Source organism: Cellulomonas sp. C5510 (assembly GCF_019797765.1).
In the GTDB taxonomy this organism is placed as follows: domain Bacteria; phylum Actinomycetota; class Actinomycetes; order Actinomycetales; family Cellulomonadaceae; genus Cellulomonas.
Map to the genome: position 1 here is coordinate 1,640,570 of NZ_CP081862.1, position 21,641 is coordinate 1,662,210.

Genomic DNA, 21,641 nt, shown 5'->3' on the forward strand with positions numbered 1-21,641 from the left:
CCATGCCCGTGGTGCAGATCCGCGAGCGCGCGGTGCACGTCGACGACGAGGGGTTCCTCAGCCGCCCCGAGGAGTGGGACGAGGACCTGGCGAGGGCCCTCGCCGAGCAGATCGGGATCACGCTCACCGAGCGGCACTGGGAGGTCCTGCGGTTCCTGCGTGCCGACTACGCGGACCGGGGGCAGACCCCGACGACCCGCCGGGTCGACGTGGTGGGCGGGGTGCCCGTGAAGGAGCAGTTCGCGCTGTTCCCCCGCAAGCCCGGACGCAAGATGGCCTACGTCGCGGGACTGCCCAAGCCGCACGGCTGCGTGTGAGGAGGAACCATGCCCGGCACCGTGCCCGGCCCCCGGCCCGCGATCGTCCCCGACTTCGGCGACGACACCGCCGACGACCGGAGGATCGCGATCATCTGCTCCAAGGGCAACCTCGACATGGCCTACCCGGGGCTGATCATCGCCAACGCGGCTCTCGGCGAGGGCGTGGAGACGCACCTGTTCTTCACGTTCTGGGGCTTCGACATGGTGGTGCGCTCCCGGATGCACGACCTGCGGTTCTCGCCCGTCGCCAACACCGCGATGCACCTGCCGCTGCGGGACCTGCGACTGCCCCAGGCGGTGGCCCCCGCCCCCGGGGTCTCGGCGGTGACGACCCGCATGATGCGGCGCCAGCTGCGCGACCTCGGGATCCCGGACGTCCCGGAGCTGCTGGACCAGATCGTCGCGGCCGGCGGGCACCTGTGGGGCTGCCGGATGTCGGCGGACATGTTCGCGCTCGACGAGTCGGACCTGCGCGAGGACCTGGAGGGGATCATCAGCGCGGCGGACTTCGTGGAGAAGACCGCGGGTGCGCAGCTGCTGTTCGTCTGACGGGTCGGCGGCGGGCCGGCGGTCAGTCGCGCAGCAGCCGCGCCGCGAGCACGGCCGCCTGCGTGCGCCGCTCGACGCCGAGCTTCGCGAGCACGTGGGAGACGTAGTTCTTCACGGTCTTCTCCGCGAGGTACATGCGCTCGCCGATCTGGCGGTTGGTCAGCCCCTCGGCGATGTACGCCAGGATGTGCCGCTCCTGCTCGGTGAGGTCGTGCAGCTCGTCGGGCTCCGGCGGGCCGGCCCGGAGCCGTGCCAGCACCCGGCCCGTGACCGCCGGGTCGAGCATGGAGTGCCCCGCCGCGACGTGGCGGATCGCGGCGAGCAGCTCGCCGCCGCCGATCTCCTTGAGCACGTAGCCGGCCGCGCCGGCCAGGATCGCGGCGAACAGGGCCTCGTCGTCGTCGTAGGACGTGAGGATCAGCGCGGCGATCGTCGGGTCCTGGGACCGGACCTGCCGGCACACCTCGATGCCGCTGCCGTCGGGCAGCCGGGCGTCGAGCACGGCCACGTCGGGCCGCAGCGCCGGGATGCGCCGCGTCGCCTCGGCCGCCGACCCGCTCTCGCCGACGACCTCGATGTCCGGCTCCTGGCCCAGCAGGTCGCGCAGGCCGCGGCGCACCACCTCGTGGTCGTCGAGGACGAACACGCGGATCTGTGCAGCGGCGCCGCTGTGGGCCATGCTGGTGTTGTACCGCACTCGGGCTCCGGGGGACACCCCGGGGACGGGGCGGTCGGGTGGGGGCAGGCATGCCGACGGTGCACGAGAGACCGGTTCCGCAGCGGGCCGACGGGCTCGCCCTGGCACGTCGCCACGCGCGCGCGCTCATCGACACGATGGTCGCGGTGCAGGACGACGGCGACCTGCGGGACGTCCTCGGGAGGCTCGTGCAGGCCGCGTGCGTCCTGACCGACGCGCGGTACGGCGCGCTCGCCGTGCTCGGGCCGGACCAGCGCGTCGGCACCTCCGTGACGCACGGCGTCCCGGACCGGCCGGACCGCGGCCTCTGGGAGCCGCCCGGCGGCCGGGGGGTGCTGCGGCTGCTGGTGGACGACCCCCGGCCGCTGCGCCTGCACGACCTCGCTGCCCACCCGGCGGCCGCGGCGGACCCGCCGCGGCACCCCGGTGTGCACACGTTCCTCGGGGTGCCGGTGCTCGTGCGCTCGCGGGTGTTCGGCGTGCTCTACCTGGCGCACAAGCGGGGCGGCGCGGACTTCACCCGCGACGACGAGGAGCTCATGGTGTCGCTCGCCGCGGCGGCTGCCGTCGCGATCGACAACGCGCGGCAGTACCACACCGGCCGGCACCGGCAGCAGTGGCTCGAGGCGTCGGTCGAGATCGAGCAGCAGCTGCTCGCGGGCATGCCCCGTTCCGCGGCGCTGGCGCTGGTGTGCGACCGGGCCCTGGCGCTCGCGCGGGCGGACCTCGTGAGCATCCTGCTGCCGGACGGGGACGACCTGGTGGTCCACGCCGCGAGCGGGCGCGTCGCCGGTGACATGCGCGGCGCGCGCGTGCCCGTCGGGCGCTCGCTCACCGGGGCGGTGCTGCGGGCCGGGGCCCCCGAGGGTGTCCCGGACTTCCGCGCCGACTCGCGCTCGGCCACGCTGCGGGGGGCGCCGGCGCTCGGACCGGCCCGGATCGTGCCGATGTCCGCCCGTGGGCACGTGCTCGGTGTGCTGCTCGTCGCCCGCCGGCCGGGCGCGTCACCGCTGGGGGAGCACGACAGCGCGATGGTGGACGCCTTCGCCCGGCAGGCGGCCATCGCCCTGGAGCTCGCGACGTCGCAGGTGCAGCGCGGCACGCTGGCGGTCTACCGGGACCGCGAGCGGATCGCCCGGGACCTGCACGACCTGGTCATCCAGCGCATCTTCGGCACGGGCCTCACGGTCCAGAGCATGCGCCCGCGCCTGCCGCAGGAGCTGTGCGCCACGGCGGACGAGGTGGTCGGCCAGCTCGACGAGGCCATCCGGGACCTGCGGTCGGCCATCTTCGCGCTGCAGCGCCCGGGCATGGCGGAGGGGCTCCGGGGGCGGCTCACGGAGACGGTCAGCGCGGCGGTCCCTGCTCTCGGCTGCGAACCCCGCGTGCGCATGGAGGGGCCGCTGGACACCGTGGTGCCGGAGCCGGTGGCCGCCCACCTGACGTCGGTGCTCACGGAGGCGCTGACCAACGTGGCACGGCACGCGCAGGCGCACGCCGTGCAGGTGCTGGTCTCCGCGCGCACGGACGCGCTCACCCTGCAGGTGGAGGACGACGGCACGGGGCTGTCCGAGGGTGCCGTCGTGCCCGGGAACGGCCTGCGGAACATGCGGTCGCGGGCCGCCGAGCTCGGCGGCGGCCTGAGCATCCGGGAGCGGCCGGAGGGCGGCACGCGCCTGGTGTGGAGCGTGCCGCTGGGCCCCGTCCGCCCGGCCCGCGCGGGGCCCTGAGCGCCCGGGACGGTCGGCGGCCGGGGAGGGGACGACCGGCCCCTGCGCCGTGCCGCGCGGCGTCCTAGCGTCGCGGGTGACGGCAGCACGCCGCCGCTCGGGGCGGGACGGAGGGGAGTCCGGCATGGGCCACGAGGTCGTCGTCGGGGTCGACGGCACGCAGTCGAGCCGTCGCGCGGTGCAGTGGGGCGCCCAGGAGGCGTGGGCGCGCCGGACGGAGCTGGTGCTGGTGCACGCCACCGGACGGCCCTCGCCGGGGCTCGAGTCGGCCTGGGACTCGATGCTCGACGCCGAGGTCGCCGCGATGCTGGACCGCGAGGCGGCCCGCGCGCGGCACGACCTGCCGGAGCTCAAGATCCGCACGGAGGTGGACGCCGACACCCCCGCCCGCTGCCTCACCCGCCGGTCGGCGACCGCGCGCCTGGTGGTCGTCGGCACCCGCCGCATGACGGCCGCGGAGCGGGTGTTCACCGGGTCGCTCGCGTACCAGGTGGTCGCCGGGTCGCACTGCTCGGTCGCGGTGGTGCCGCCCGTGACCGGTCCCGCGGAGAACCGCGTGGTCGTCGGGGCGGACGGCTCGCCGGACAGCGTCGCCGCCGTACGCGCGGGCGCCGAGCAGGCCGACCGCGCCGGCGCCGTGCTGGAGGTCGTCCACGCCTGGCAGGAGCCGGCGGTCACGATGACCGCCACGTGGCTGCCGCCGGACCTGTCCGACGTCACCCGCGAGGAGGAGCAGGTCGTGCTGGCCGAGGCGTCCGCGGGACTCGGTGCGGACTTCCCCGACCTGGAGGTCGAGCGGACGCTCGTGCGCGCGCAGCCCGCCGCGGCGCTGCTGGCAGCCTCGGCGTCGGCGCTGCTGCTCGTCGTGGGCAGCCGCGGGTTGCACGGTGTGGCGCGGATGCTGCTCGGGTCGACGAGCCACGCGGTGGTCCTGCACTCGCCGTGCCCCGTGCTGGTCGTCCGGCGCTGACGGGAACGGCGCCGAGGCAGGGAGGACGTGAGCCATGCACGAGCAGACGGTGACGCCCGCGGGCGGCACCCCCGGCGGGAGGGCCGGGCGCCCGCGTCCGGGGCCGGACTTCGCGTGGCACCTGGTCGGCAGCTCGCACGTCGCGGGGACGGCCGACGGCTGCTACGAGGTGCGCTGCATCCGCGACCTGCGGTGGGAGGCGGTGTTCGTCCCCGCCACGGGGACGCCCCCGCAGCTCATCGAGGGGCGCGGGACGATCTTCCGGACGTTCGACGAGGCGCTCGAGGCCGTCGAGGAGTTCGACCACGGCCGCCGCGGCCTGCGCGGGCTCGCGCGCCGGCACCGACCGGTCGCCCGGCCCTGACGACCCGTCGCAGCCCCCCACCACCCACCGAGAGGACACCGCCGTGCGCACGCTGCCCCGCGATCCCCGGCACGCCGCCGAGGACGACGACCAACCCGTCTACCGTGTCGACTTCGTCACGCACGGGCGGCCCTCCGGCGACGTGCACCGCGTGTTCGAGGCGCGCGACGTGCTGGAGGTCCAGGGGTGGGCGCAGCGTCGCGCCGCGGGTCGGGACTACGTGATCTGCGTCGAGTACCCCGGCGTGCACGGCACGGGGCTGGCCCGCGTGCTGTCATCGCGCTGCTGAGGGCAGGCGGGGGTCGGCTGCGGCCTCGCGCCGGGTCGTTCGGCCCTGGGCGGTCCCGGGCCCCGGGCGGGACGGTGGGACTGCGGCCGGGCCGACGTGCCCGCGTCCCGGAGGAGGGAGCACCTGATGAGCGGCGAGGTCGTCGTGGGCGTCGCGGGCACGCCGTCGAGCGAGCAGGCGGTCCGGTGGGCAGCGGACGCGGCGCAGGCCCGGGGGGCGGCGCTCGTCGTCGTCCACGCGCTGGGCCTGCCGGTGAGCGGGTTCGAGAGCGTGTGGGACGACGCGGTCGGCGCCGGCGTGCAGCGGATGCTCGCGCACGAGGTCGAGGTCGCGACCCAGGGCCACCCGGGCCTGACGGTGCGCACGGAGATCGACCTGGAGACGCCCGGCCGCGCCCTGACCCGCCGGTCGGGCTCCGCACGGCTGCTCGTCGTCGGCACCCGCCGCACGACGACCGCCCACCGCGTGTACTCCGGCTCGTTCGCCTACCAGGTGGTCGCGGGCTCGCACTGCCCGGTGGCGGTCGTCCCGCCCTCCCTGCGCGTCCCCGAGAACCGCGTCGTGGTCGGCGTCGACGGCTCGCGGGACAGCGTCGCCGCCGTGGCCGCCGCCGCGCAGGAGGCCGACCGGGCCGGCGCGGGGCTCCAGGTCGTGCACGCCTGGCAGGAGCCCGCGGTCCTCGCGTCGGTGGGCTGGGTGCCGCCCGAGCTCCCGTCGGCGGTGCAGGACGAGGAGCGCGTGGTGCTCGGGGAGGCCACCGCGGGGCTCGGGGAGATGTACCCCGACCTCGAGGTCGAGCGCACGCTCGTGCAGGCCGACCCGGCGGCCGCGCTGCTCGCGACCTGCGCCACCGCCCGCCTGGTGGTGGTCGGCAGCCACGGTCGCGGCGGCGTGGCGCGGATGCTGCTCGGGTCGGTGAGCCACGCGCTGGTGCTGCACTCGCCGTGCCCCGTCCTGGTGGTCCGGTCGCACTGAGCCGTCGCCGGCCGCGGCCCCGGGCCTGAGGTTCCGCATCGAGGGGAGAGGCATCATGACCGAGGTCGTCGTCGGGGTCGCGGGCACGCTGTCGAGCGAGCGCGCGGTGCACTGGGCCGGGGAGCAGGCAGCCGCGCGTGGTGCCGAGCTGGTGCTCGTCCACGCCGTGGGCCGGCCGCGCGCCGGGTACGGCGAGGTCTGGGAGGAGGCCGTGCGGGCAGGCGTCCGGGAGATGCTCGAGCGGGAGGCCGAGCGCGTCTGCGCCCAGGTCCCCGACCTGAAGGCCCGCACCGAGATCGACCTCGAGACCCCCGCGCGCAGCCTCACGGAGCGCTCGGCGGGTGCCGCGCTGGTCGTGGTCGGCACGCGGCGGCTCGGGCCCGCGCAGCGGGTGTTCTCCGGCTCCCTCGCCTACCAGGTGGTCGCGGGCGCCCAGTGCCCGGCCGCCGTCGTCCCGCCGCTGACCCGTCCCGCCTCCGACCGTGTGGTCGTGGGGACCGACGGCTCGGCCGAGAGCGCCGCGGCGGTCCGCACGGCGGCCGTCGAGGCGGCGCGCACGGGCGGCGTCCTGGACGTCGTGCACGCCTGGCAGGAGGCGTCGCTGCTGTGGGCGGTCCGCGTGCCGCCCGACCTCGGGTCCGCCACGCACGCGCACGCCCGCGCCGTCCTGGAGGCGACGACCGCGGGGCTCGAGGAGGAGCACCCGGGCCTGGAGGTCCGCCGCCGCCTCGTCGAGACCGACCCGGCCGGTGCGCTGCTCGCCGCCGCCGACAGCGCGCGCCTGCTGGTGGTCGGCAGCCGGGGGCTGCACGGCGTGTCGCGGATGCTGCTCGGCTCGACGAGCCACGCGGTCGTCCTGCACTCGCCCTGCCCCGTGCTCGTCGTGCGTGGCTGAGGTGCCGGGTGGACCGCCCCGCCGCCGCCCGCGCGGACGGCCACGAGGCTGACCTCGCGCGGGCCGCGTCCCTGCGCCTGCGCGGCGACGTCTCGCTGCTCCGCGCCGACGCCCGGCTGGCCGTGGACGAGACGCTCCGCCGTGTCGCCTCCGTCCGTGCCCGGCTCGGCGCGCTGCACGGCGCCGACCCGGTGGAGCGCGTCACGTGGCGGGTGCGGAGCCCGGAGAGCATCGTCGCCACCGCGGTGCACCGCGGCCTGGAGCTCTCGCCGGCCGCGCTGCGGCGCGGGGTCACCGACGTCGCGGGCGTCCGGCTGGTCTGCACGTCCCGCCGCGCGGTGCGGCCGGTGCTCGGCGCGCTGCTCACGGAGCCCGGCACCGGCCTGCTCGCCGTCGAGGACCACCTCGCCCACCCGCCGGTCTCCGGCTGCCGCACCCTGCACGCCGTGCTCGCGGTGCCGGTCCGGCTGCCGGGCGGCCCCGGCACCCGCACCGTCGAGGTCCAGGTCCTGACGGTGGTCATGGACGCGTGGGACGCGCTCCGGCGGCCGCTCGGCGACGACCTCGCGCACGCGGGCCTCCCCGAGGACGTGCGGGCGCGGATGCGGTCGGCGGCCGACCGCGCCGACCGGCTCGACCGCCAGCTCGACCGGGTCCGCGCGGAGGTCGCCGCGTGGCGCGCCGCGCGCTCGGAGCACCCCGCCGGTGCGCGGACGACACCGCCCGCCGGTGACGCCGCCGCGGCCTCGGGAGGGTGGTGACCGTGCGGGCGTGGGAAGTGCGGTCTCCCGGCCTGCTCGCGCGCGTGGAGCGCGACGTACCCGCCCCGGGTCCCGGGGAGCTGCTGGTCCGCGTCGAGGCCTGCGGCGTCTGCCGCACCGACCTGCACGTGCTCGACGGGGACCTGCCGCCCCACCGCCCGCGTGTCGTCCCCGGGCACGAGGTCGTGGGACGCGTCGTCGACGCCGGGAGCGAGGTCACCGGGTGGGCGACGGGGGAGGCCGCCGGCATCGCCTGGCTCCGGCACACCTGCGGCCGGTGCGCCGACTGCCGCGCGGGGCGCGAGAACCTCTGCCGGGAGTCGCGCTACACCGGCTGGGACGCCGACGGCGGGTACGCGCAGTACGCGACCGTGCCCGCCGCCTACGCCTACCGCTGGCCGGAGCACCTGGACCCCGCCACGCACGCGCCGCTGCTGTGCGCCGGGATCATCGGCTTCCGGGCCCTGTCCCGCGCGGAGCTGCCCGCCGGCGGCGTGCTCGGCCTGTACGGGTTCGGGGGTTCCGCGCACCTGACCGCGCAGGTCGCGCTCGCCCGCGGCGCGCGGGTGCACGTCCTCACGCGCGGGGCGGACGCCCGCCGGCTCGCGCTCGAGCTGGGCTGTGCGTCCGCCGGCGGGGCGACCGGCACCCCGCCGGAGCCGCTCGACTCGGCGATCGTGTTCGCGCCGGCCGGGGAGATCGTGCCGGTCGCGCTCGCCGCCGTCCGACCCGGCGGCACCGTGGCGGTGGCCGGCATCCACCTCAGCGACGTCCCCCCGCTCGACTACCGGCGCCACCTGTTCCACGAGAGGACGCTGCGGTCCGTCGAGGCGAACACCCGCGAGGACGGCCGGGCGTTCCTCGCGGAGGCCGCGCGGGCCGGTGTCCGCGTGCACGCCGTGCCGTACCCGGTGGACCGCGCCGACGCGGCGCTCGCGGACCTGCGCGCCGGGCGGTTCGCGGGGGCGGCTGTGCTGGTCCCCGGACCGGACCGCGCGGCCGGCGCCGTCCGGGCGCGGGCGACCAGGTGACGGCCGGTGCCGCCGGCCCCTCACGACCTGCCGACCCGGAGCGCGCCCTGAGCGCCGCCGCGCCGGGGGTGTCGGTGCGGCAGCGGGGGGAGGGGCGCGCCGTCAGCGCGGCGCCGGAGCCTCGGCGGCGAGCGCGTCGAGCGTCGTCCGAGCCGTCGCGAGGGCCGTGTCCAGGACGTCGTCCGGGGCGGTGAGCGCGAGCCTCACGTAGCCGTCCTGCGCGGTGTAGACCGTGCCGGCCGAGGCGACGACGCCGTGGCCGCGCAGGGCGGCGACGAGCTCGGTGCTGGTGCGCCCGGTGCGCCGCGCGTCCACCCACAGGTAGAACCCGCCGAGCGCGGCGACCGGCTCCCGCGGGGCCCACGGCCCGAGCAGGCGCACCGCCCGCTCGAACCGCGCCCGGTAGACGGCCGCCAGCTCGGCGCCCCGGTCGGGCAGCGCCCGCAGCGCCTCGGCGGCGACGAGCTGGGCCGTGACGGGCGCGCAGCCCGCCGTGGTGCCGTGGAGCGCGGCGACGGCCTCCCGCAGCGCGGGCGGAGCGACCAGGGCGCCGACCCGCAGGCCCGTCATCGACCAGGTCTTGGAGAAGGTGCGCGCCGCGAGCGTGCGGTCGTGGCCGCCGTCCGCGAGCGGTGACGGGGCGCGGCCGCCCGCGAACACGACGGCCTCGTAGGCCTCGTCGGACAGCACGTAGGCGTCGTGCTCCCGTGCGAGCGCGACCACCTCCCGGAGCAGACCCGCCGAGGCGACCGCACCCGTGGGGTTGCTCGGGGAGTTCACGACGACGAGGCGGGCGCCCGCCCGCAGCCCCGCCTCCACGGCACCCAGGTCGGCGAACCCGTCGCCGGAGGGACCCTGCCGGTAGGGCAGCACCGCGATCCCGAGGCGGTCAGCGAGCACCCGGTAGTTCGGCCACGCCGGGTCGGGCACGACCGCCGCACCCCCGGGGGCGCACGTCGCGGCCAGGGCGACCGCCACCGCCCCCGTGCCGCCGACGGTGATGACGACGTCGGCGGGATCCGGCCGGAACCCGGTCCCGGCGGCGACGTCGTCGGCGACCAGCGCACGCAGCCCGCTCAGCCCGAGCTTCGGCGTGTAGCCGGTCCGCCCGGCGCGCAGGCTCGCGACGGCCGCCTCCACCAGGACGTCGGGGAGCGGCTGGTCGGGCTCGCCGATCGAGAGGTCGACCTCGTCCGGGGCGGTCTCGGTCGCCATCATCCGGGCGACCGCGTCACCCGCGGCGGGCGAGGGGGCCGGGGCGGGCGGCGTCGGGGGAGTGGGGGGCACCGAGGGGCCTCTCGTGCGTCGGGAACATGTCGGCCCGACCGCGGGGAAGGGCGTCCCGGCCATCGTAGGAAGCCCTCCGTGTCGGGAACGTGTCGGTTCCGCCGCGTCGAAACCGCCCGGAACGTCCAGCGTCACGCGGTCGTAACACCCGGTCCGTCTCATGGTCACCACGGCACGCCGGGCACCGGCCGACCCCCTGCGGGCGGCGCCCCGGTGCCGGGATCCCTCCCCCCACCTGACCCTCGACCCGCCCCGAACGGAGTTCCCATGCGCACCTCCCGCACGCGGTTCCTCGTGGCCGGCGCCGCGGCGCTGGCGCTCGGCCTCTCGGCCTGCTCCGGCTCCGCCGACGCGACCGGCGACACCCCCTCCTCGAGCGCGGGCGGCGACCCGGTCGTCGCCGCCGCCGACCCCTCCCTGCTGCCGTACAACTTCCTCGGCGAGGACGGCTCCACCTGGGAGGGCATCAACGTCGACCTGGCCGCCGCGCTGTCCGAGCAGCTCGGCCGGCCGGTCGAGATGACCAGCGCCGGGTTCGACACGATCATCCCGGGCCTCGCGTCCGGCCGGTACGACATGGCGCTCACGGGCATGTTCGACACCAAGGAGCGCCAGCAGACGGTCGACTTCGTGGACTACCTGCTGGCGGAGAACACCTTCCTCACCCGCTCCGACTTCCGCGACGTCGCGTCCATGGACGACCTGTGCGGCGAGGTCGTCGGCATCCCCGGCGGCGCGCTGGAGGCAGGTCTGCTCGCCGACGCCTCGACCGCGTGCACGGACGCAGGCGAGCCGGCGATCACCGTCAACGAGTTCGCCGACCTCGACGCGACCGTCCTGGCGCTGAAGTCCGGCCGCATCGACATCACGCCGAACGACTCGGCCGCGAACGCGTACATCCTGTCCCAGAGCCCCGACGACCTGAAGACGTCCGGCGGCTACCTCAACGAGGGCTACTTCGCGGCGGCGTTCCCGAAGGACAGCGACCTCACGGCCCAGGTGGAGGAGGCGTTCGCGGCGATCATGGCGGACGGCACCTACGCCGCGATCCTCGAGGACTGGGGCATCCCGTCGCGGGCGATGGACGAGCCGATCGTCAACGGGTCGCCGTTCTGATGACCCGTCCGGACCTCACCCTGCCGCCGCGGGGCGCCGACAACGTCGTCGTCCCGCGGCCCAGGCCGTGGCGCTGGGTGGGCATGGCCGTGGTCGCGGTGCTCGCGGTCGCGGTGGTCTCGTCCTTCGTCACGAACCCGAACTACCAGTGGGACGTCGTCGCGGGCTACGTGTTCGACCCCCGGATCCTGGCCGGCCTGCGCACGACGCTGCTCCTCACGCTCATCGGCACGGTCATCGCCGCGGCGCTGGGGCTGGTGCTCGCGACGATGCGGCTGTCGACCAGCCCGCTGCTGCGCGGCACCGCCGGCGTGTACGTCTGGTTCTTCCGCGGCACGCCGGTCCTGGTGCAGCTGATCCTCTGGTACAACCTGGCGATCCTGGTCCCGACGGTCAGCATCGGGGTGCCCTTCGGGCCCACGCTGTGGTCGGCGAGCACGAACGACCTCATCACCCCGTGGACGGCCGCGATCCTCGGCCTGGCCCTCAACGAGGCCGCGTACCTCGGCGAGATCATCCGGTCCGGGATCATCTCGGTCGACAAGGGGCAGACGGAGGCGGCGCACGCGCTGGGGCTCGGGCGCCTCGACACGTTCCGCCGGATCGTGCTGCCGCAGGCGTTGCGCGTCATCGTCCCGCCGGCCGCCAACGAGGCCATCGGCCTGCTCAAGTACTCGTCCGTCGTGTCGGTGATCGCGCTGCCGGAGCTGCTGTACGCCGGCCAGCTCATCTACGCCCGCACGTACGAGACCATCCCCGTCCTCATCGTTGTCTGCCTCTGGTACCTGGTCGTGGTGACCGCGCTCACGGCCGTGGAGTCCCGGGTCGAGGCCCGGCTCGGCGCCGGGTTCCGCCGGACCCCGGACGACGTCACCCGCAACGGAAGGTGGGCCCGGTGGCTGCTCCCCAGGCGCTAGTGCAGGTCCGCGAGCTGCGCAAGCGGTTCGGCTCCCACGAGGTGCTGCGCGGCGTCGACCTCGACGTGCGCGCCGGCGAGGTGCTCTGCCTGATCGGCGCGTCCGGCTCCGGCAAGTCGACGCTGCTGCGCTGCATCAACCACCTGGAGCGGCCCGACGCGGGCCGGGTGGTGGTCGGCGGCCGGCTCATCGGCATGGAGGAGCGCGGCGGCCGCCTGCACGAGCTGCCCCCGAAGGCCGTGCACGCGCAGCGCGCCGACATCGGCATGGTGTTCCAGCACTTCAACCTGTTCCCGCACATGACGGTGCTGCAGAACGTCATCGAGGCGCCGATGCGGGTGCGGCGGTACTCGCGGGACGCCGCGGTGTCGACCGCGATGGACCTGCTGACGCGCGTCGGGATGGCCGAGAAGGCGCACGCCTACCCGCGCAGCCTGTCGGGCGGCCAGCAGCAGCGCGTCGCCATCGCCCGCGGCCTGGCGATGCGGCCGGAGCTCATGCTGTTCGACGAGCCGACGTCCGCCCTGGACCCGGAGCTCGTGGGCGAGGTGCTCGACGTGATGCGCGGGCTCGCCGCCGACGGCATGACGATGATCGTCGTCACGCACGAGATGGCGTTCGCCCGCGAGGTCGCCTCGCAGGTCGCCTTCATGTCCGACGGCCTGATCGTCGAGCAGGGCCCGCCCGCGCAGGTGCTGGGCGCACCGACCCACGAGCGCACCCGCGCGTTCCTGTCGAAGGTGCTCTGAGCCGTGGCGGCCCCCACGTCCCCGACGCCGCTGGAGGCCGGCCTCGGCCGCGCGCTCGGCCCGCAGGACCTCGCGGTGCTCAGCCCCGCCGTGCTCTGCGCGGAGCCGGGGTCGCCCGCGTCGCGGCTGCGCGGCCGGGCGGGCCGGACGGAGTGGCCGACGGCGGTGCACGACGACGTCACGCGGGCGGCGCACGTCGCGTCGGTCCGGGACACCCGGATCGTGCTCGTCGGGGGCAGCACGTTCGCGTGGGTGCACCACGCCGTGCGGCAGCTGCGGACGGCCGGCTCGTTCCCGGTCGCCGTGGTGGCGACCGATGTCACCCCCGACGAGGAGCTGACGCTGCTCGGTGCGGGCGCGAACCTGGTCGTCGAGCCCCGCGCCGGCGCCCGCGAGGTCGTGGCGCGGCTGACGGCTCTCGGGCGCAGCGCGGCCGGTGACGCGCTGCTGCAGGTGCGGTGGCTGCAGGCGGGGCCCATGCGCGTGGACCTGCAGGCCCGGCGCTGCCTGGTCGACGACGAGCCGGTGCAGCTCAGCCAGACCGAGTTCGACCTGCTGGCCTACCTCATGGGCCGTGCCCAGCAGGTCGCGGGGCACCACGAGATCGCCCAGCAGGTGTGGGGGTGGCGGCACGGCGACGTCCGGAACACCCTGCGGATCCACGTCGGCCGGCTGCGCCGCAAGATCGGCGACCCGCCGCGCGCGCCGCGGTGGATCGGGTCCGCGCGCGGCCTCGGCTACCAGTTCCTCCAGCCCGTCGCCGAGCTGGGCGAGGACCGCAGCGAGGAGCGGCTCCGGCAGGCGATCGCCGTGCTGAACGCCCAGGCCGACGCGCTCCAGGCGCTCATCGACACGCTGCCCGCCGCGCAGGACGCGGCGACCGTCGCCGAGACCGTCGTGCAGTGGGCCGTGACGCGGGGCTTCGGCGACGCGGCGACGGTGTTCCGGCTCGACGTCGACGACGCCGGACGCGGGTTCTCCCGCCTCGTGGCGTCGGCCGGGATGTCGGCGCGGTGGCGGCAGTCCATCGCGACCGGGCACCCCGTCAGCGAGGGGTTCATGGGCTCGCAGGTGTACGCCCGCGGCGAGGTCGTCCAGATGTCCGACATGACGCGGCTGTCCAAGCGGTTCCCCGTGACCGCCCGGATGTCCACCGCGGAGGACCTGCACGCGTGCGTGATGTTCCCGCTGCACGTGCACGGTCGCGTGTGGGGGGACCTGGCGTTCGTCAGCCGGGCGCCCCGGGCGTTCCCGCCCGCCCGCTCCGCGTACCTGCGGACCGTCGCCGCCGTCGTCGCCCTGGCCGTCGAGGCCCGCACCCGCGACGCGGCGCTGGACGCCCGTGCGCCCGGGGAGGTGGCCGGTGCGTGAGCTGACGGACGTGGACGTGGCCGGCGTGAGCCTGCCCGCGGTGGTCGCCGAGGTCGGTCGCTGCCTGGCGGACCTCGGCACCGGGGCGGCGTCGCAGGCGCCGAAGGCCGTGCTGCCCACCGGGCCCGGTGCGTTCTTCCTCTCGCTGGCCGGCGTCGTGCCGCGGCTGGGGCTGGCCGCCGCCAAGTGGGCCTCGTACGCCCCGGGCGCGCCGGGCCGGCCGGGGACGTCCACCTCGACCGTGGTGGTGTCCGACGCGTCGGACGGCACACCCCTCGCCGTCGTCGCCGGCATGGCGTTCACGCGGGTGCGCACGGCGGCGACCGCCGTCGCGGTGGCCCGGGCGGCGTCGAGCCGGCCGCCGCGCGCGGTCGCGTTCGTCGGCTGCGGGGCCACCAACCGCGCGGTCCTCGACGCCCTGCTGGCGTCCGAGCCGGCGGCGGCCGTGCGCGTGCTCGTGCGGACGGCGGCCTCGGCGCGGGCGCTGCACGCCGAGCTCGCGCCCCGGGTGCCGGACCTGCGCATCGCGACGGACGCGGCGGTGCTCGCCGACGCGGACTGGGCGTTCTCCGCGACGGGCGCGCAGTCACCCGTGGCGGACGTCGCGGCGCTCGCGCCGGACGCGACCGTCGTCGCGCTGGACGGCGCCCGCACGTGGCACCGGCAGCCGGGCGTCCCGGTGCTGGACGACCAGGTGCGGCCGGGCGCCGAGGCACCCGCGGTGCCGCGCCTGCTGGCCGGGCTCGTCGAGCGGCCGCGCGGACCGGTGCTGCTCGACGTCGCGGGCTCCGCCGTCTGCGACGTCGCGCTCGCCGCCTGCCTGCCGGGGGTGCGGACATGACGGGCACCACCCGCCTCGCCGTGGCGCTCGCCGCCGCCGGCGCGTACTCCGCGTTCCCGTCCGCCTGGTACCACCTCGTGCAGGAGCAGACCGGGTCGCGGTGGACCACGGCGGTGCTGTTCGCCGCCCACGGCGTCGCGCAGGTCGCCGCGATGACGGTCGTCGCCCGGCCCGGGACGGCGGCGCGGGCGTCCGGGGCGGGCACCGGGCGGGCCGTCGCGGCGCTGCTGCTGCTGGACACCGCCGGCGCCGTGCTGCTCGTCGCCGCGCCCGCACCCGGCGGGTTCGCGCTGCTGCTCGCCGGGCGGGTGGTCACGGGGATCGCGCTCGGGGCCCTCACGCCGCTGGCGACCGCGGGGATCGCGCGGCACCCGCGGGGCACGGCGGTCGCGACCGCGGCGGTGCTGGGCGCCGTCGGGGCGGGCGCCCTCCTCGCGGGCGGCCTCGCCGCCGCCGGGTGGACGCGGCCCGCGGTGCTCGGCGTCGGCCTGGTGCTGCTGCCCGCCGCGGCGCTGCTCGTGCGGCGCGTCGAGGTGGCCGGCGTGGCGGCCGGGGCGCCGGTGGCGGTGTCGTCGGCGGTCCACGTGGAGGCGGAGTCGGCACCCGGAGTGCCGGTGCCCGCGTCCGCGCTCGCCGCTCCGCCCGCGCCCGCCGCCGTTCTCGGGTCCGCGCCCTCCGCCGCCCCCGCGCGCGCGGCGCTGCCCGCCCTCCTGGCCTTCCTCTGCACCGGCGTCCTCGGGCTCTTCTCCTCGACCCTCCCGGGCGTCGTCGCCGGGCTCGCCGGGGGAGCGGCGACCGTCGCCGGGGCGACCACCGGCCTGGTGATGCTGAGCGCCGGGGGCGCCCGGCTGCTGCTCGGCCCCCTGCCCGCCCGGCGGGTGCGCGCGCTCGCGCTCGTGGCGGCCGCGGTGGGCGCGGCGGGCGAGGTCGCGGCGCTGCACGCGGGCCACCTCGCCGGTGCGCGCCGCCCCCGCCCTGCTGGGGGCCGCCGCGGGAGTCGGGTTCGACGCCGCGCTGCGTGCTGCCGCGCCGCGGGGGGTCCCCGCGCTCGCCCGGACGCAGCGCGGCGGCCAGCTCGGCCTCGTCCTGCCCGTCCTCGCGTACCCGGTGGTGGTCGCGTGAGCCCCGTCCCGGACCGCCAGCCCGTGCTGCTCGTGCCTCCCCGCCCGCCGACGGACCACCCCGCACCCACCCCCTGACCCCTTCGACCTCCGCGAGGAGCGACCCGTGCGAGTGAGCTTCGACATCGGCGGCACCTTCACCGACCTGGTGCTGCTGGACGACGTGTCCGGCCGTGCCTGGCTGGGCAAGTGCCTGACCACCTACGACGACTTCAGCCGCGCCATCGAGCAGGGCATCCGCCAGGTGCTCGACGCGGCGGGCACCGGGGCGGACGCCGTCGGCGACTCCGTCGTCGGTGCCACCACCCTGGTGACCAACGCGCTGATCGAGCGCCGCGGCGCCGACACCGCCCTGCTGACCACCCGCGGCTTCGGGGACACCCTCGAGATCGGCCGCGAGTGGCGGTACGACCTGTACGACGCCCAGCTCAAGCTCCCGGAGCCGCTCGTGCCCGTCGCGCAGCGGTTCGAGGTCACCGAGCGGCTGCGCGCCGACGGCTCGGTCGCCACCCCGCTCGACCTGGACGAGGTGGCCCGCATCGCGGACCGGCTCGCGGAGCTCGGCGTGGAGTCCGTGGCCGTGTGCCTGCTGCACTCCTACGCCAGCGCGGCGCACGAGGAGGCGGTGGGCAAGGTGCTCGCGGACCGGCTGCCGGGCGTGCCGGTGACGCTGTCCGGCCACCTGGTGCCGGTGATCCGGGAGTACGAGCGCACCGTGACGACGCTGGCCAACGCCTACGTCCGGCCCGTCGCCGGGGAGCACTTCGCCGACATCGAGCGCGCCGTCGGCCGGCTCGGCATCGACCAGCCGCTCGTGCTCATGCAGTCGAACGGCGGCGTGATCTCGACGCCCACCGCCCGCGAGCACCCGCTGCGGCTGCTGGAGTCCGGCCCGGCGGCCGGCGCGATCGGCGCGGCGTACGTCGGGCGCCGGCTCGGCCTGGACCGGCTGATCGCCTTCGACATGGGCGGGACCACCGCCAAGGTCTGCCTGATCGAGGGCGGCCGGCCGACGGTGCACCACGGGTTCGAGGTCGGCCGGGTGCACCGGCTGAAGGCCGGGTCCGGCCTCCCGGTCAGCATGCCGGTGGTCGACATGCTGGAGATCGGCGCGGGCGGCGGCTCCATCGCCGCGCTCGACGACCTGGGGCTGCTCAAGGTCGGGCCGCACTCCGCCGGCTCCCGCCCGGGCCCGGCCGGTTACGGCCTGGGCGGCGACCGCCCGACGGTCACCGACGCGGACATCGTGCTGGGCTACCTCGACCCGGACTACTTCCTCGGCGGCCGGATGTCGCTCGACGTCGAGGCGTCGCGCCGCGCGATGGTCGAGCACCTCGGGGCGGCGTTCGGCGACGACCCGCTCGCGGCGGCCGCCGGCGTCGTCCGCGTCGTCGACGAGCACATGGCCCTCGCCATGCAGGTGCACGCGACCGAGCGGGGGCACGACCCGCGGACGTTCACGATGCTGGCGTTCGGCGGCGCCGCGCCGGTGCACGCCGCCCGCGTGGCCCGCACGCTGGGGCTGCGCGAGGTCGTCATCCCGTCCGCGGCCGGCGTGCTGTCCGCGACCGGGCTGCTGGTGGCGCCGCCGATGGTCGAGGTGTCCCGCACGCACCTGACCGAGCTCGCCGGCTGGCAGCCCGGGACGGTCGCCGACCTGTACGACGGGCTGGTGGCGCAGGCCGCCGCGGAGCTCGCGCAGCCCGTGGACCGCGTCGAGCGGTTCGTCGACATGCGATTCGTCGGGCAGGGCTTCGAGATCGAGGTGCCCGTGGCGGACGGCGACGGCCCCGCGCAGTACCTGGAGGCGTTCGCCACCGAGTACGCCCGGGTGTACGGCACCCGGCCCGACTACGACCGCGCGGAGGTGGTGACGTGGCGGGTGCGGGTGTACGGCCGGTTCGCGCAGCCGGAGCTCGTCCGCACGGTGCCGCCGGTCGCCGACGGGCCCGCCCCGGCCCGCAGCCGCACCGTCTGGTTCCCGGAGACCGGTCCCGTCGAGGCGCCGGTGCTGCGGATGCTGGAGCAGCGTCCGGGCTTCACGGTCACCGGCCCGGCGGTGCTCCAGCTCCCCGAGTCGACCGCGGTGATCGGCCCCGGGGACGAGGCGCGGCTCGACGACGACGGCAACCTGCACATCCGCATCGACCTGCCGGCCGTGCAGGTCCCGCTGACGGAGGTGGGCGCATGAGCCCGGACCGCGCCCGCGCCTGGCTCACGGGGCTGGGCCTGCCGGGGGAGGACCCGGCCGTCCCGGCGACCAGCACCGGGAGGTTCGCCGACGGCGGGCAGTACAAGTGGGAGGTCGCGGGCGCGCTGGACGCCCCATCGACCGCGCGCCTGCACGACCTGCTCGCCGCCGGGGGCGTGCGGCTGCACCAGGTCACCAACACGGTCGGCACGATGCGGTACCTGGACGCCGAGGTGACCGACCTGGTCGCCGTGGCGCGCGAGCGCGGCATCCAGCTCCGGATGGCGGTCGGCCCGCGCGGCCTGCACGACGTGGGCGGGCAGAAGCTCGCGTCGAGCGCGGTCGCCGCGGCCAGCGCGTACCGGCTGCGCGGCGCCGACCACCTGGCGCAGGGGCTGGAGGACGTCGCGCACGCCGTCGACCTCGGCGTGCGCGGGTTCCTCGTGTTCGACGAGGGGCTGCTCCTGGTGCTGCACCGGCTGCGCGCCGCCGGGGAGCTGCCGGCGGACCTGCGGCTCAAGGCGTCGTCCAACATGGGCGCCGCCAACCCCGCGCACGCGCTGCTGCTCGCCGAGGCGGGCGCGGACTCCGTCAACCTCCAGCGCGACCTCGACGTGCGGATGGTCGCCGCGGTGCGCGCCGCGACCTCCGTGCCGCTCGACCTCCACACCGACAACCCCCGGCAGACCGGCGGGTTCCTGCGCGGCTACGACGTCCCCGAGCTGGTGCGCGTGGGCGCGCCGGTCTACCTGAAGTCCGGGAACGCCGCGCAGGACTTCGCCGAGACCGCCCCCACCGAGCGCGAGCTCGCCGCGGTCGCCCGCCAGATCCTCCTCGACGACCAGGTGCTGCGGCGCCTGCTCCCCGAGGCGGTCGCGTCCGACCAGCCCGAGTTCTGAAGAAGGAGACCCCCATGACGACGACCTGGGACGCCGCGTCGCTGCAGATCGTGTGGCAGCGCCTCATCTCCGTCGCGGACGAGATGGCCGCGGTGCTGCTGCGCACCGCCTTCTCCTCCGTGGTGCGGGAGTCCAACGACCTGGCCTGCGCGGTGCTGACCGCCGACGGCACGCTGCTGGTGGAGTACGGCCGGTCCGTGCCGGTGTTCACCGGCACCGTGGCGGGCACCGCGACCGCGATGGTCGCCGAGCTCGGCAAGCAGAACCTGCGGCCCGGCGACGTGATCGCCACGAACGACCCGTGGTTCGGCAACACCCACCTGCCCGACCTGACCGCGGTCACGCCGGTGTTCCGCGACGGCGAGATCGTGGCCTACGTGGCGAGCATCTGCCACCTGTCCGACATCGGCGGCACGTCCGAGGGCGCGTTCGCGCAGGACGTGTACGAGGAGGGCTTCTGCCTGCCGCCGGTGAAGCTCGTCGAGGAGGGCGTGCCGAACGCCCTGGTGCGCCGCATCCTCGCGCGCAACGTCCGGGTGCCCGGGCAGGTGCTCGGCGACGTCGACGCCCTGGTTGCGGCGAACGCGCTGGGGGAGCGGCGGCTGCAGGCGATGCTCGACGCGGACCCCGACCTCGACCTGCGGGAGGCCGCCGAGCACATCTGCGGCGCCACCGAGCGGGCCGTGCGCCGGTCCATCGCCGCGATCCCCGACGGCCGGTACACGGCGTCGGTCGACCTCGACGGGTTCGAGGAGCCGAAGACGATCCACGTCACGGTGGACGTCGCCGGCGACGAGCTGGTGGTCGACTACGCCGGGACGTCCCCGCAGTCGCGGTTCGGCATCAACTCCGCGTCCCCGACCTACGGCTACACCCGGTACGGGCTGGCGTGCCTGCTCGCGCCCGACGTGCCGAACAACCAGGGCGCGCTGCGGCCGATCACCATCCGGGTGCCCGAGGGCTCCCTGCTCAAGCCGACGAGGACCGCCGCGGTGTCCGCCAACTTCCCGGCGCACGCCATCCCGGCGGTGCTGTCCCGCGCGCTGCTCGGCCCGCTGCCCACCCGGGTCTCGGCCGCCGCCGGCACCCCGTTCTGGGTCGTCGGCATCCGCGGCGAGGCCGCCGACGGCCCGTTCGCGTCGCTGCTGTGCTTCAACGGCGGCCAGGGCGCCTCGCAGGGCCAGGACGGCTACGCGACGCTGTCCACCCCGTCGAACGTCTCGAACACCCCCGTCGAGGTCGTCGAGTCGCAGGTGCCGGTGCTCGTCGAGGCCAAGCGGATCGTCCGCGGCTCCGGCGGCGCCGGCCGGTGGACCGGCGGCGAGGGGCAGGAGGTGGTCCTGCGGTCCGTGCACGACGAGCCGCTGGACATCGTGTTCCTCACCGAGCGCATCGAGCACGCCGCCCCCGGCCTGGCGGGCGGGCAGGACGGCGCGACCGGCCTGCTGCGCGTGGACGACGTCGACGTGCCCGCTCCGAAGGGCAGGACCGCCCTGCAGCCCGGCTCCCGGATCCTGCTCCGCACCCCCGGCGGTGGCGGCTACGGCGCCGCCTGACCCCGCCCCCCGAACCGAGAGGACCTCCGACATGACCACCACCACGACCTCCGACTGGGCCGCACCCGGCAGCACCGTCCTGCCGCCGAAGGGCCGGCTCGCCCTCAAGCTGCGCGCCGGGCAGCGCGTCACCGTCACCGACCTCGAGGGCCAGCAGGTGATGGACTTCATCGCCTCGATGGTCGACGACCCCGACGAGCGGCTGTCCGCCATGTTCACCCGCGTCTCGTCGGGCAAGTGGGACCTGAAGCAGGGCTACACCATCTACTCCGACCGGTGCCGCCCGATGTTCCGCGTCGTGCACGACGACAACGGCACCCACAACATGACCGGCGGCTACTGCACCCGGTACTCCAACGCGATCCGGTACGGCGTCGAGGAGACGTGGGGCTGCCTGGACAACCTCATCGGGGACTGGGAGGAGCTGGGCCTGGACGTCACGGCCATCAACCCGGACCAGTGCATCTCGCTGTTCATGAACATCCTCCACCACCCCGACGGGCGCATGGAGATCGTCGAGCCGACCACGTCGGCGGGCGACCGGATCGTCCTGGAGGTGCTCAGCGACGTGTACGTCGGGTTCTCGAACTGCCCCGAGGAGCACAACCCCTGCAACGCGTACCACGTGACGCCGATGGCGGTCACCGTCGAGTGACGCGCGGCGTCCCGGTGCCGGCGGGCCTCACCGCTCGTCGGCGCCGGGGCGCAGCGCCCGCAGGGCGTCGAGGATCGCCATCAGGTCGACGGCCTCCTGGCTCACGGCCCCGAGCACCGGCGGGACCGCGCCGAGCGCGGCGACGCCCATCAGCCCCACGGACAGCGCCGTGCCCCCTCCCGTGGGCCGCTGTCCTCGGTGGTCCTCCCACGGTACGTCCGGCCGCGGGACGCACGGCGGGGCCGGAGGTCCCCGGCTCCACCGTGCCGGGCCCCTGCGGGCGTCTCCCGCGGCATCGTGACCGCGGTGCCCAGGACCTCCCCGGTGACGGCGTCGGGGACCACGGACGAGACGGAG

At 76.4% G+C, this 21,641-nt stretch carries 23 protein-coding genes; 20 read left to right on the forward strand and 3 right to left on the reverse strand.

The window, feature by feature from the left end; genetic code table 11:
• The first annotated feature begins 2 nt into the window (after positions 1 to 2).
• A complete protein-coding gene (locus K5O09_RS07685; protein ID WP_222172175.1) occupies positions 3 to 317 on the forward strand; it encodes a TusE/DsrC/DsvC family sulfur relay protein in 315 nt (104 codons plus the stop codon).
• A gap of 9 nt (positions 318 to 326) precedes the next feature.
• A complete protein-coding gene (locus tag K5O09_RS07690) occupies positions 327 to 869 on the forward strand; it encodes a DsrE/DsrF/DrsH-like family protein (protein ID WP_222172176.1) in 543 nt (180 codons plus the stop codon).
• Positions 870 to 891: 22 nt separating this feature from the next.
• Here the strand turns inward: K5O09_RS07690 and K5O09_RS07695 are convergent, their stop codons facing one another.
• Positions 892 to 1,548 (reverse strand): response regulator transcription factor, encoded by a 657-nt coding sequence (locus K5O09_RS07695; RefSeq protein WP_222172177.1) that lies wholly within the window; start codon positions 1,546 to 1,548, stop codon positions 892 to 894.
• Between the two features lie 77 nt (positions 1,549 to 1,625).
• On the opposite strand from K5O09_RS07695, the gene K5O09_RS07700 reads away from it, so the two are divergent.
• From K5O09_RS07700 to K5O09_RS07735, 8 genes are all read left to right on the forward strand, one after another.
• Positions 1,626 to 3,296, forward strand: coding sequence for a GAF domain-containing protein (locus tag K5O09_RS07700; protein ID WP_222172178.1), 1,671 nt, complete (start codon positions 1,626 to 1,628; stop codon positions 3,294 to 3,296).
• A 124-nt stretch (positions 3,297 to 3,420) separates the two neighbouring features.
• Positions 3,421 to 4,266, forward strand: a complete 846-nt coding sequence (locus K5O09_RS07705) for a universal stress protein (RefSeq protein WP_222172179.1) — start codon at positions 3,421 to 3,423, stop codon at positions 4,264 to 4,266.
• A gap of 34 nt (positions 4,267 to 4,300) precedes the next feature.
• On the forward strand, positions 4,301 to 4,630 hold the full coding sequence (locus K5O09_RS07710; RefSeq protein WP_222172180.1) for a hypothetical protein: 330 nt from the start codon (positions 4,301 to 4,303) through the stop codon (positions 4,628 to 4,630).
• 43 nt (positions 4,631 to 4,673) lie between these two features.
• A complete protein-coding gene (locus tag K5O09_RS07715) occupies positions 4,674 to 4,919 on the forward strand; it encodes a hypothetical protein (protein ID WP_222172181.1) in 246 nt (81 codons plus the stop codon).
• Positions 4,920 to 5,045: 126 nt separating this feature from the next.
• Positions 5,046 to 5,894 carry a universal stress protein gene (locus K5O09_RS07720; protein ID WP_222172182.1) on the forward strand — a complete coding sequence of 283 codons (849 nt, stop codon included), beginning with the start codon at positions 5,046 to 5,048 and terminating at the stop codon, positions 5,892 to 5,894.
• 55 nt (positions 5,895 to 5,949) lie between these two features.
• Positions 5,950 to 6,789 carry a universal stress protein gene (locus tag K5O09_RS07725; protein WP_222172183.1) on the forward strand — a complete coding sequence of 280 codons (840 nt, stop codon included), beginning with the start codon at positions 5,950 to 5,952 and terminating at the stop codon, positions 6,787 to 6,789.
• Between the two features lie 8 nt (positions 6,790 to 6,797).
• Positions 6,798 to 7,550, forward strand: a complete 753-nt coding sequence (locus K5O09_RS07730; RefSeq protein WP_222172184.1) for a GTP pyrophosphokinase family protein — start codon at positions 6,798 to 6,800, stop codon at positions 7,548 to 7,550.
• Positions 7,551 to 7,552: 2 nt separating this feature from the next.
• Positions 7,553 to 8,581 carry a zinc-binding alcohol dehydrogenase family protein gene (locus K5O09_RS07735; protein ID WP_222172185.1) on the forward strand — a complete coding sequence of 343 codons (1,029 nt, stop codon included), beginning with the start codon at positions 7,553 to 7,555 and terminating at the stop codon, positions 8,579 to 8,581.
• A gap of 102 nt (positions 8,582 to 8,683) precedes the next feature.
• On the opposite strand, the gene K5O09_RS07740 is transcribed toward K5O09_RS07735, so the two are convergent.
• Complete coding sequence (locus K5O09_RS07740) at positions 8,684 to 9,799, reverse strand: pyridoxal phosphate-dependent aminotransferase (protein ID WP_222172186.1); 1,116 nt, start codon at positions 9,797 to 9,799, stop codon at positions 8,684 to 8,686.
• Between the two features lie 336 nt (positions 9,800 to 10,135).
• Here K5O09_RS07740 and K5O09_RS07745 point away from each other — a divergent pair, with 336 nt between their 5' ends.
• The 10 genes from K5O09_RS07745 to K5O09_RS07790 are packed head-to-tail and all read left to right on the forward strand — an operon-like array spanning position 10,136 to position 21,284.
• On the forward strand, positions 10,136 to 10,984 hold the full coding sequence (locus K5O09_RS07745; protein ID WP_222172187.1) for an ABC transporter substrate-binding protein: 849 nt from the start codon (positions 10,136 to 10,138) through the stop codon (positions 10,982 to 10,984).
• A complete protein-coding gene (locus K5O09_RS07750; RefSeq protein ID WP_222172188.1) occupies positions 10,984 to 11,901 on the forward strand; it encodes an amino acid ABC transporter permease in 918 nt (305 codons plus the stop codon). The genes K5O09_RS07745 and K5O09_RS07750 overlap by 1 nt, the downstream gene beginning before the upstream one ends.
• Complete coding sequence (locus K5O09_RS07755; protein WP_222172189.1) at positions 11,880 to 12,650, forward strand: amino acid ABC transporter ATP-binding protein; 771 nt, start codon at positions 11,880 to 11,882, stop codon at positions 12,648 to 12,650. Before K5O09_RS07750 ends, K5O09_RS07755 begins: the two co-directional genes overlap by 22 nt.
• Before the next feature lie 3 nt (positions 12,651 to 12,653).
• Positions 12,654 to 14,021 (forward strand): winged helix-turn-helix domain-containing protein, encoded by a 1,368-nt coding sequence (locus K5O09_RS07760; protein ID WP_222172190.1) that lies wholly within the window; start codon positions 12,654 to 12,656, stop codon positions 14,019 to 14,021.
• The gene (locus K5O09_RS07765; protein ID WP_222172191.1) at positions 14,014 to 14,862 is read left to right on the forward strand and encodes a hypothetical protein; all 849 of its coding nucleotides are present in this window, start codon (positions 14,014 to 14,016) and stop codon (positions 14,860 to 14,862) included. Before K5O09_RS07760 ends, K5O09_RS07765 begins: the two co-directional genes overlap by 8 nt.
• On the forward strand, positions 14,859 to 16,061 hold the full coding sequence (locus K5O09_RS07770; RefSeq protein WP_222172192.1) for a hypothetical protein: 1,203 nt from the start codon (positions 14,859 to 14,861) through the stop codon (positions 16,059 to 16,061). The genes K5O09_RS07765 and K5O09_RS07770 overlap by 4 nt, the downstream gene beginning before the upstream one ends.
• A 28-nt stretch (positions 16,062 to 16,089) precedes the next feature.
• Positions 16,090 to 18,174: a hydantoinase/oxoprolinase family protein gene (locus K5O09_RS07775; protein ID WP_222172193.1), complete on the forward strand. Its 2,085-nt coding sequence runs from the start codon at positions 16,090 to 16,092 to the stop codon at positions 18,172 to 18,174.
• On the forward strand, positions 18,171 to 19,073 hold the full coding sequence (locus K5O09_RS07780; RefSeq protein ID WP_222172194.1) for a U32 family peptidase: 903 nt from the start codon (positions 18,171 to 18,173) through the stop codon (positions 19,071 to 19,073). The genes K5O09_RS07775 and K5O09_RS07780 overlap by 4 nt, the downstream gene beginning before the upstream one ends.
• A 14-nt stretch (positions 19,074 to 19,087) precedes the next feature.
• Positions 19,088 to 20,629: a hydantoinase B/oxoprolinase family protein gene (locus K5O09_RS07785; protein ID WP_222172195.1), complete on the forward strand. Its 1,542-nt coding sequence runs from the start codon at positions 19,088 to 19,090 to the stop codon at positions 20,627 to 20,629.
• A gap of 31 nt (positions 20,630 to 20,660) precedes the next feature.
• A complete protein-coding gene (locus K5O09_RS07790) occupies positions 20,661 to 21,284 on the forward strand; it encodes an urea carboxylase-associated family protein (protein ID WP_222172196.1) in 624 nt (207 codons plus the stop codon).
• Between the two features lie 27 nt (positions 21,285 to 21,311).
• On the opposite strand, the gene K5O09_RS19160 is transcribed toward K5O09_RS07790, so the two are convergent.
• The gene (locus K5O09_RS19160; RefSeq protein WP_255596196.1) at positions 21,312 to 21,443 is read right to left on the reverse strand and encodes a hypothetical protein; all 132 of its coding nucleotides are present in this window, start codon (positions 21,441 to 21,443) and stop codon (positions 21,312 to 21,314) included.
• Positions 21,444 to 21,641: the final 198 nt, after the last annotated feature.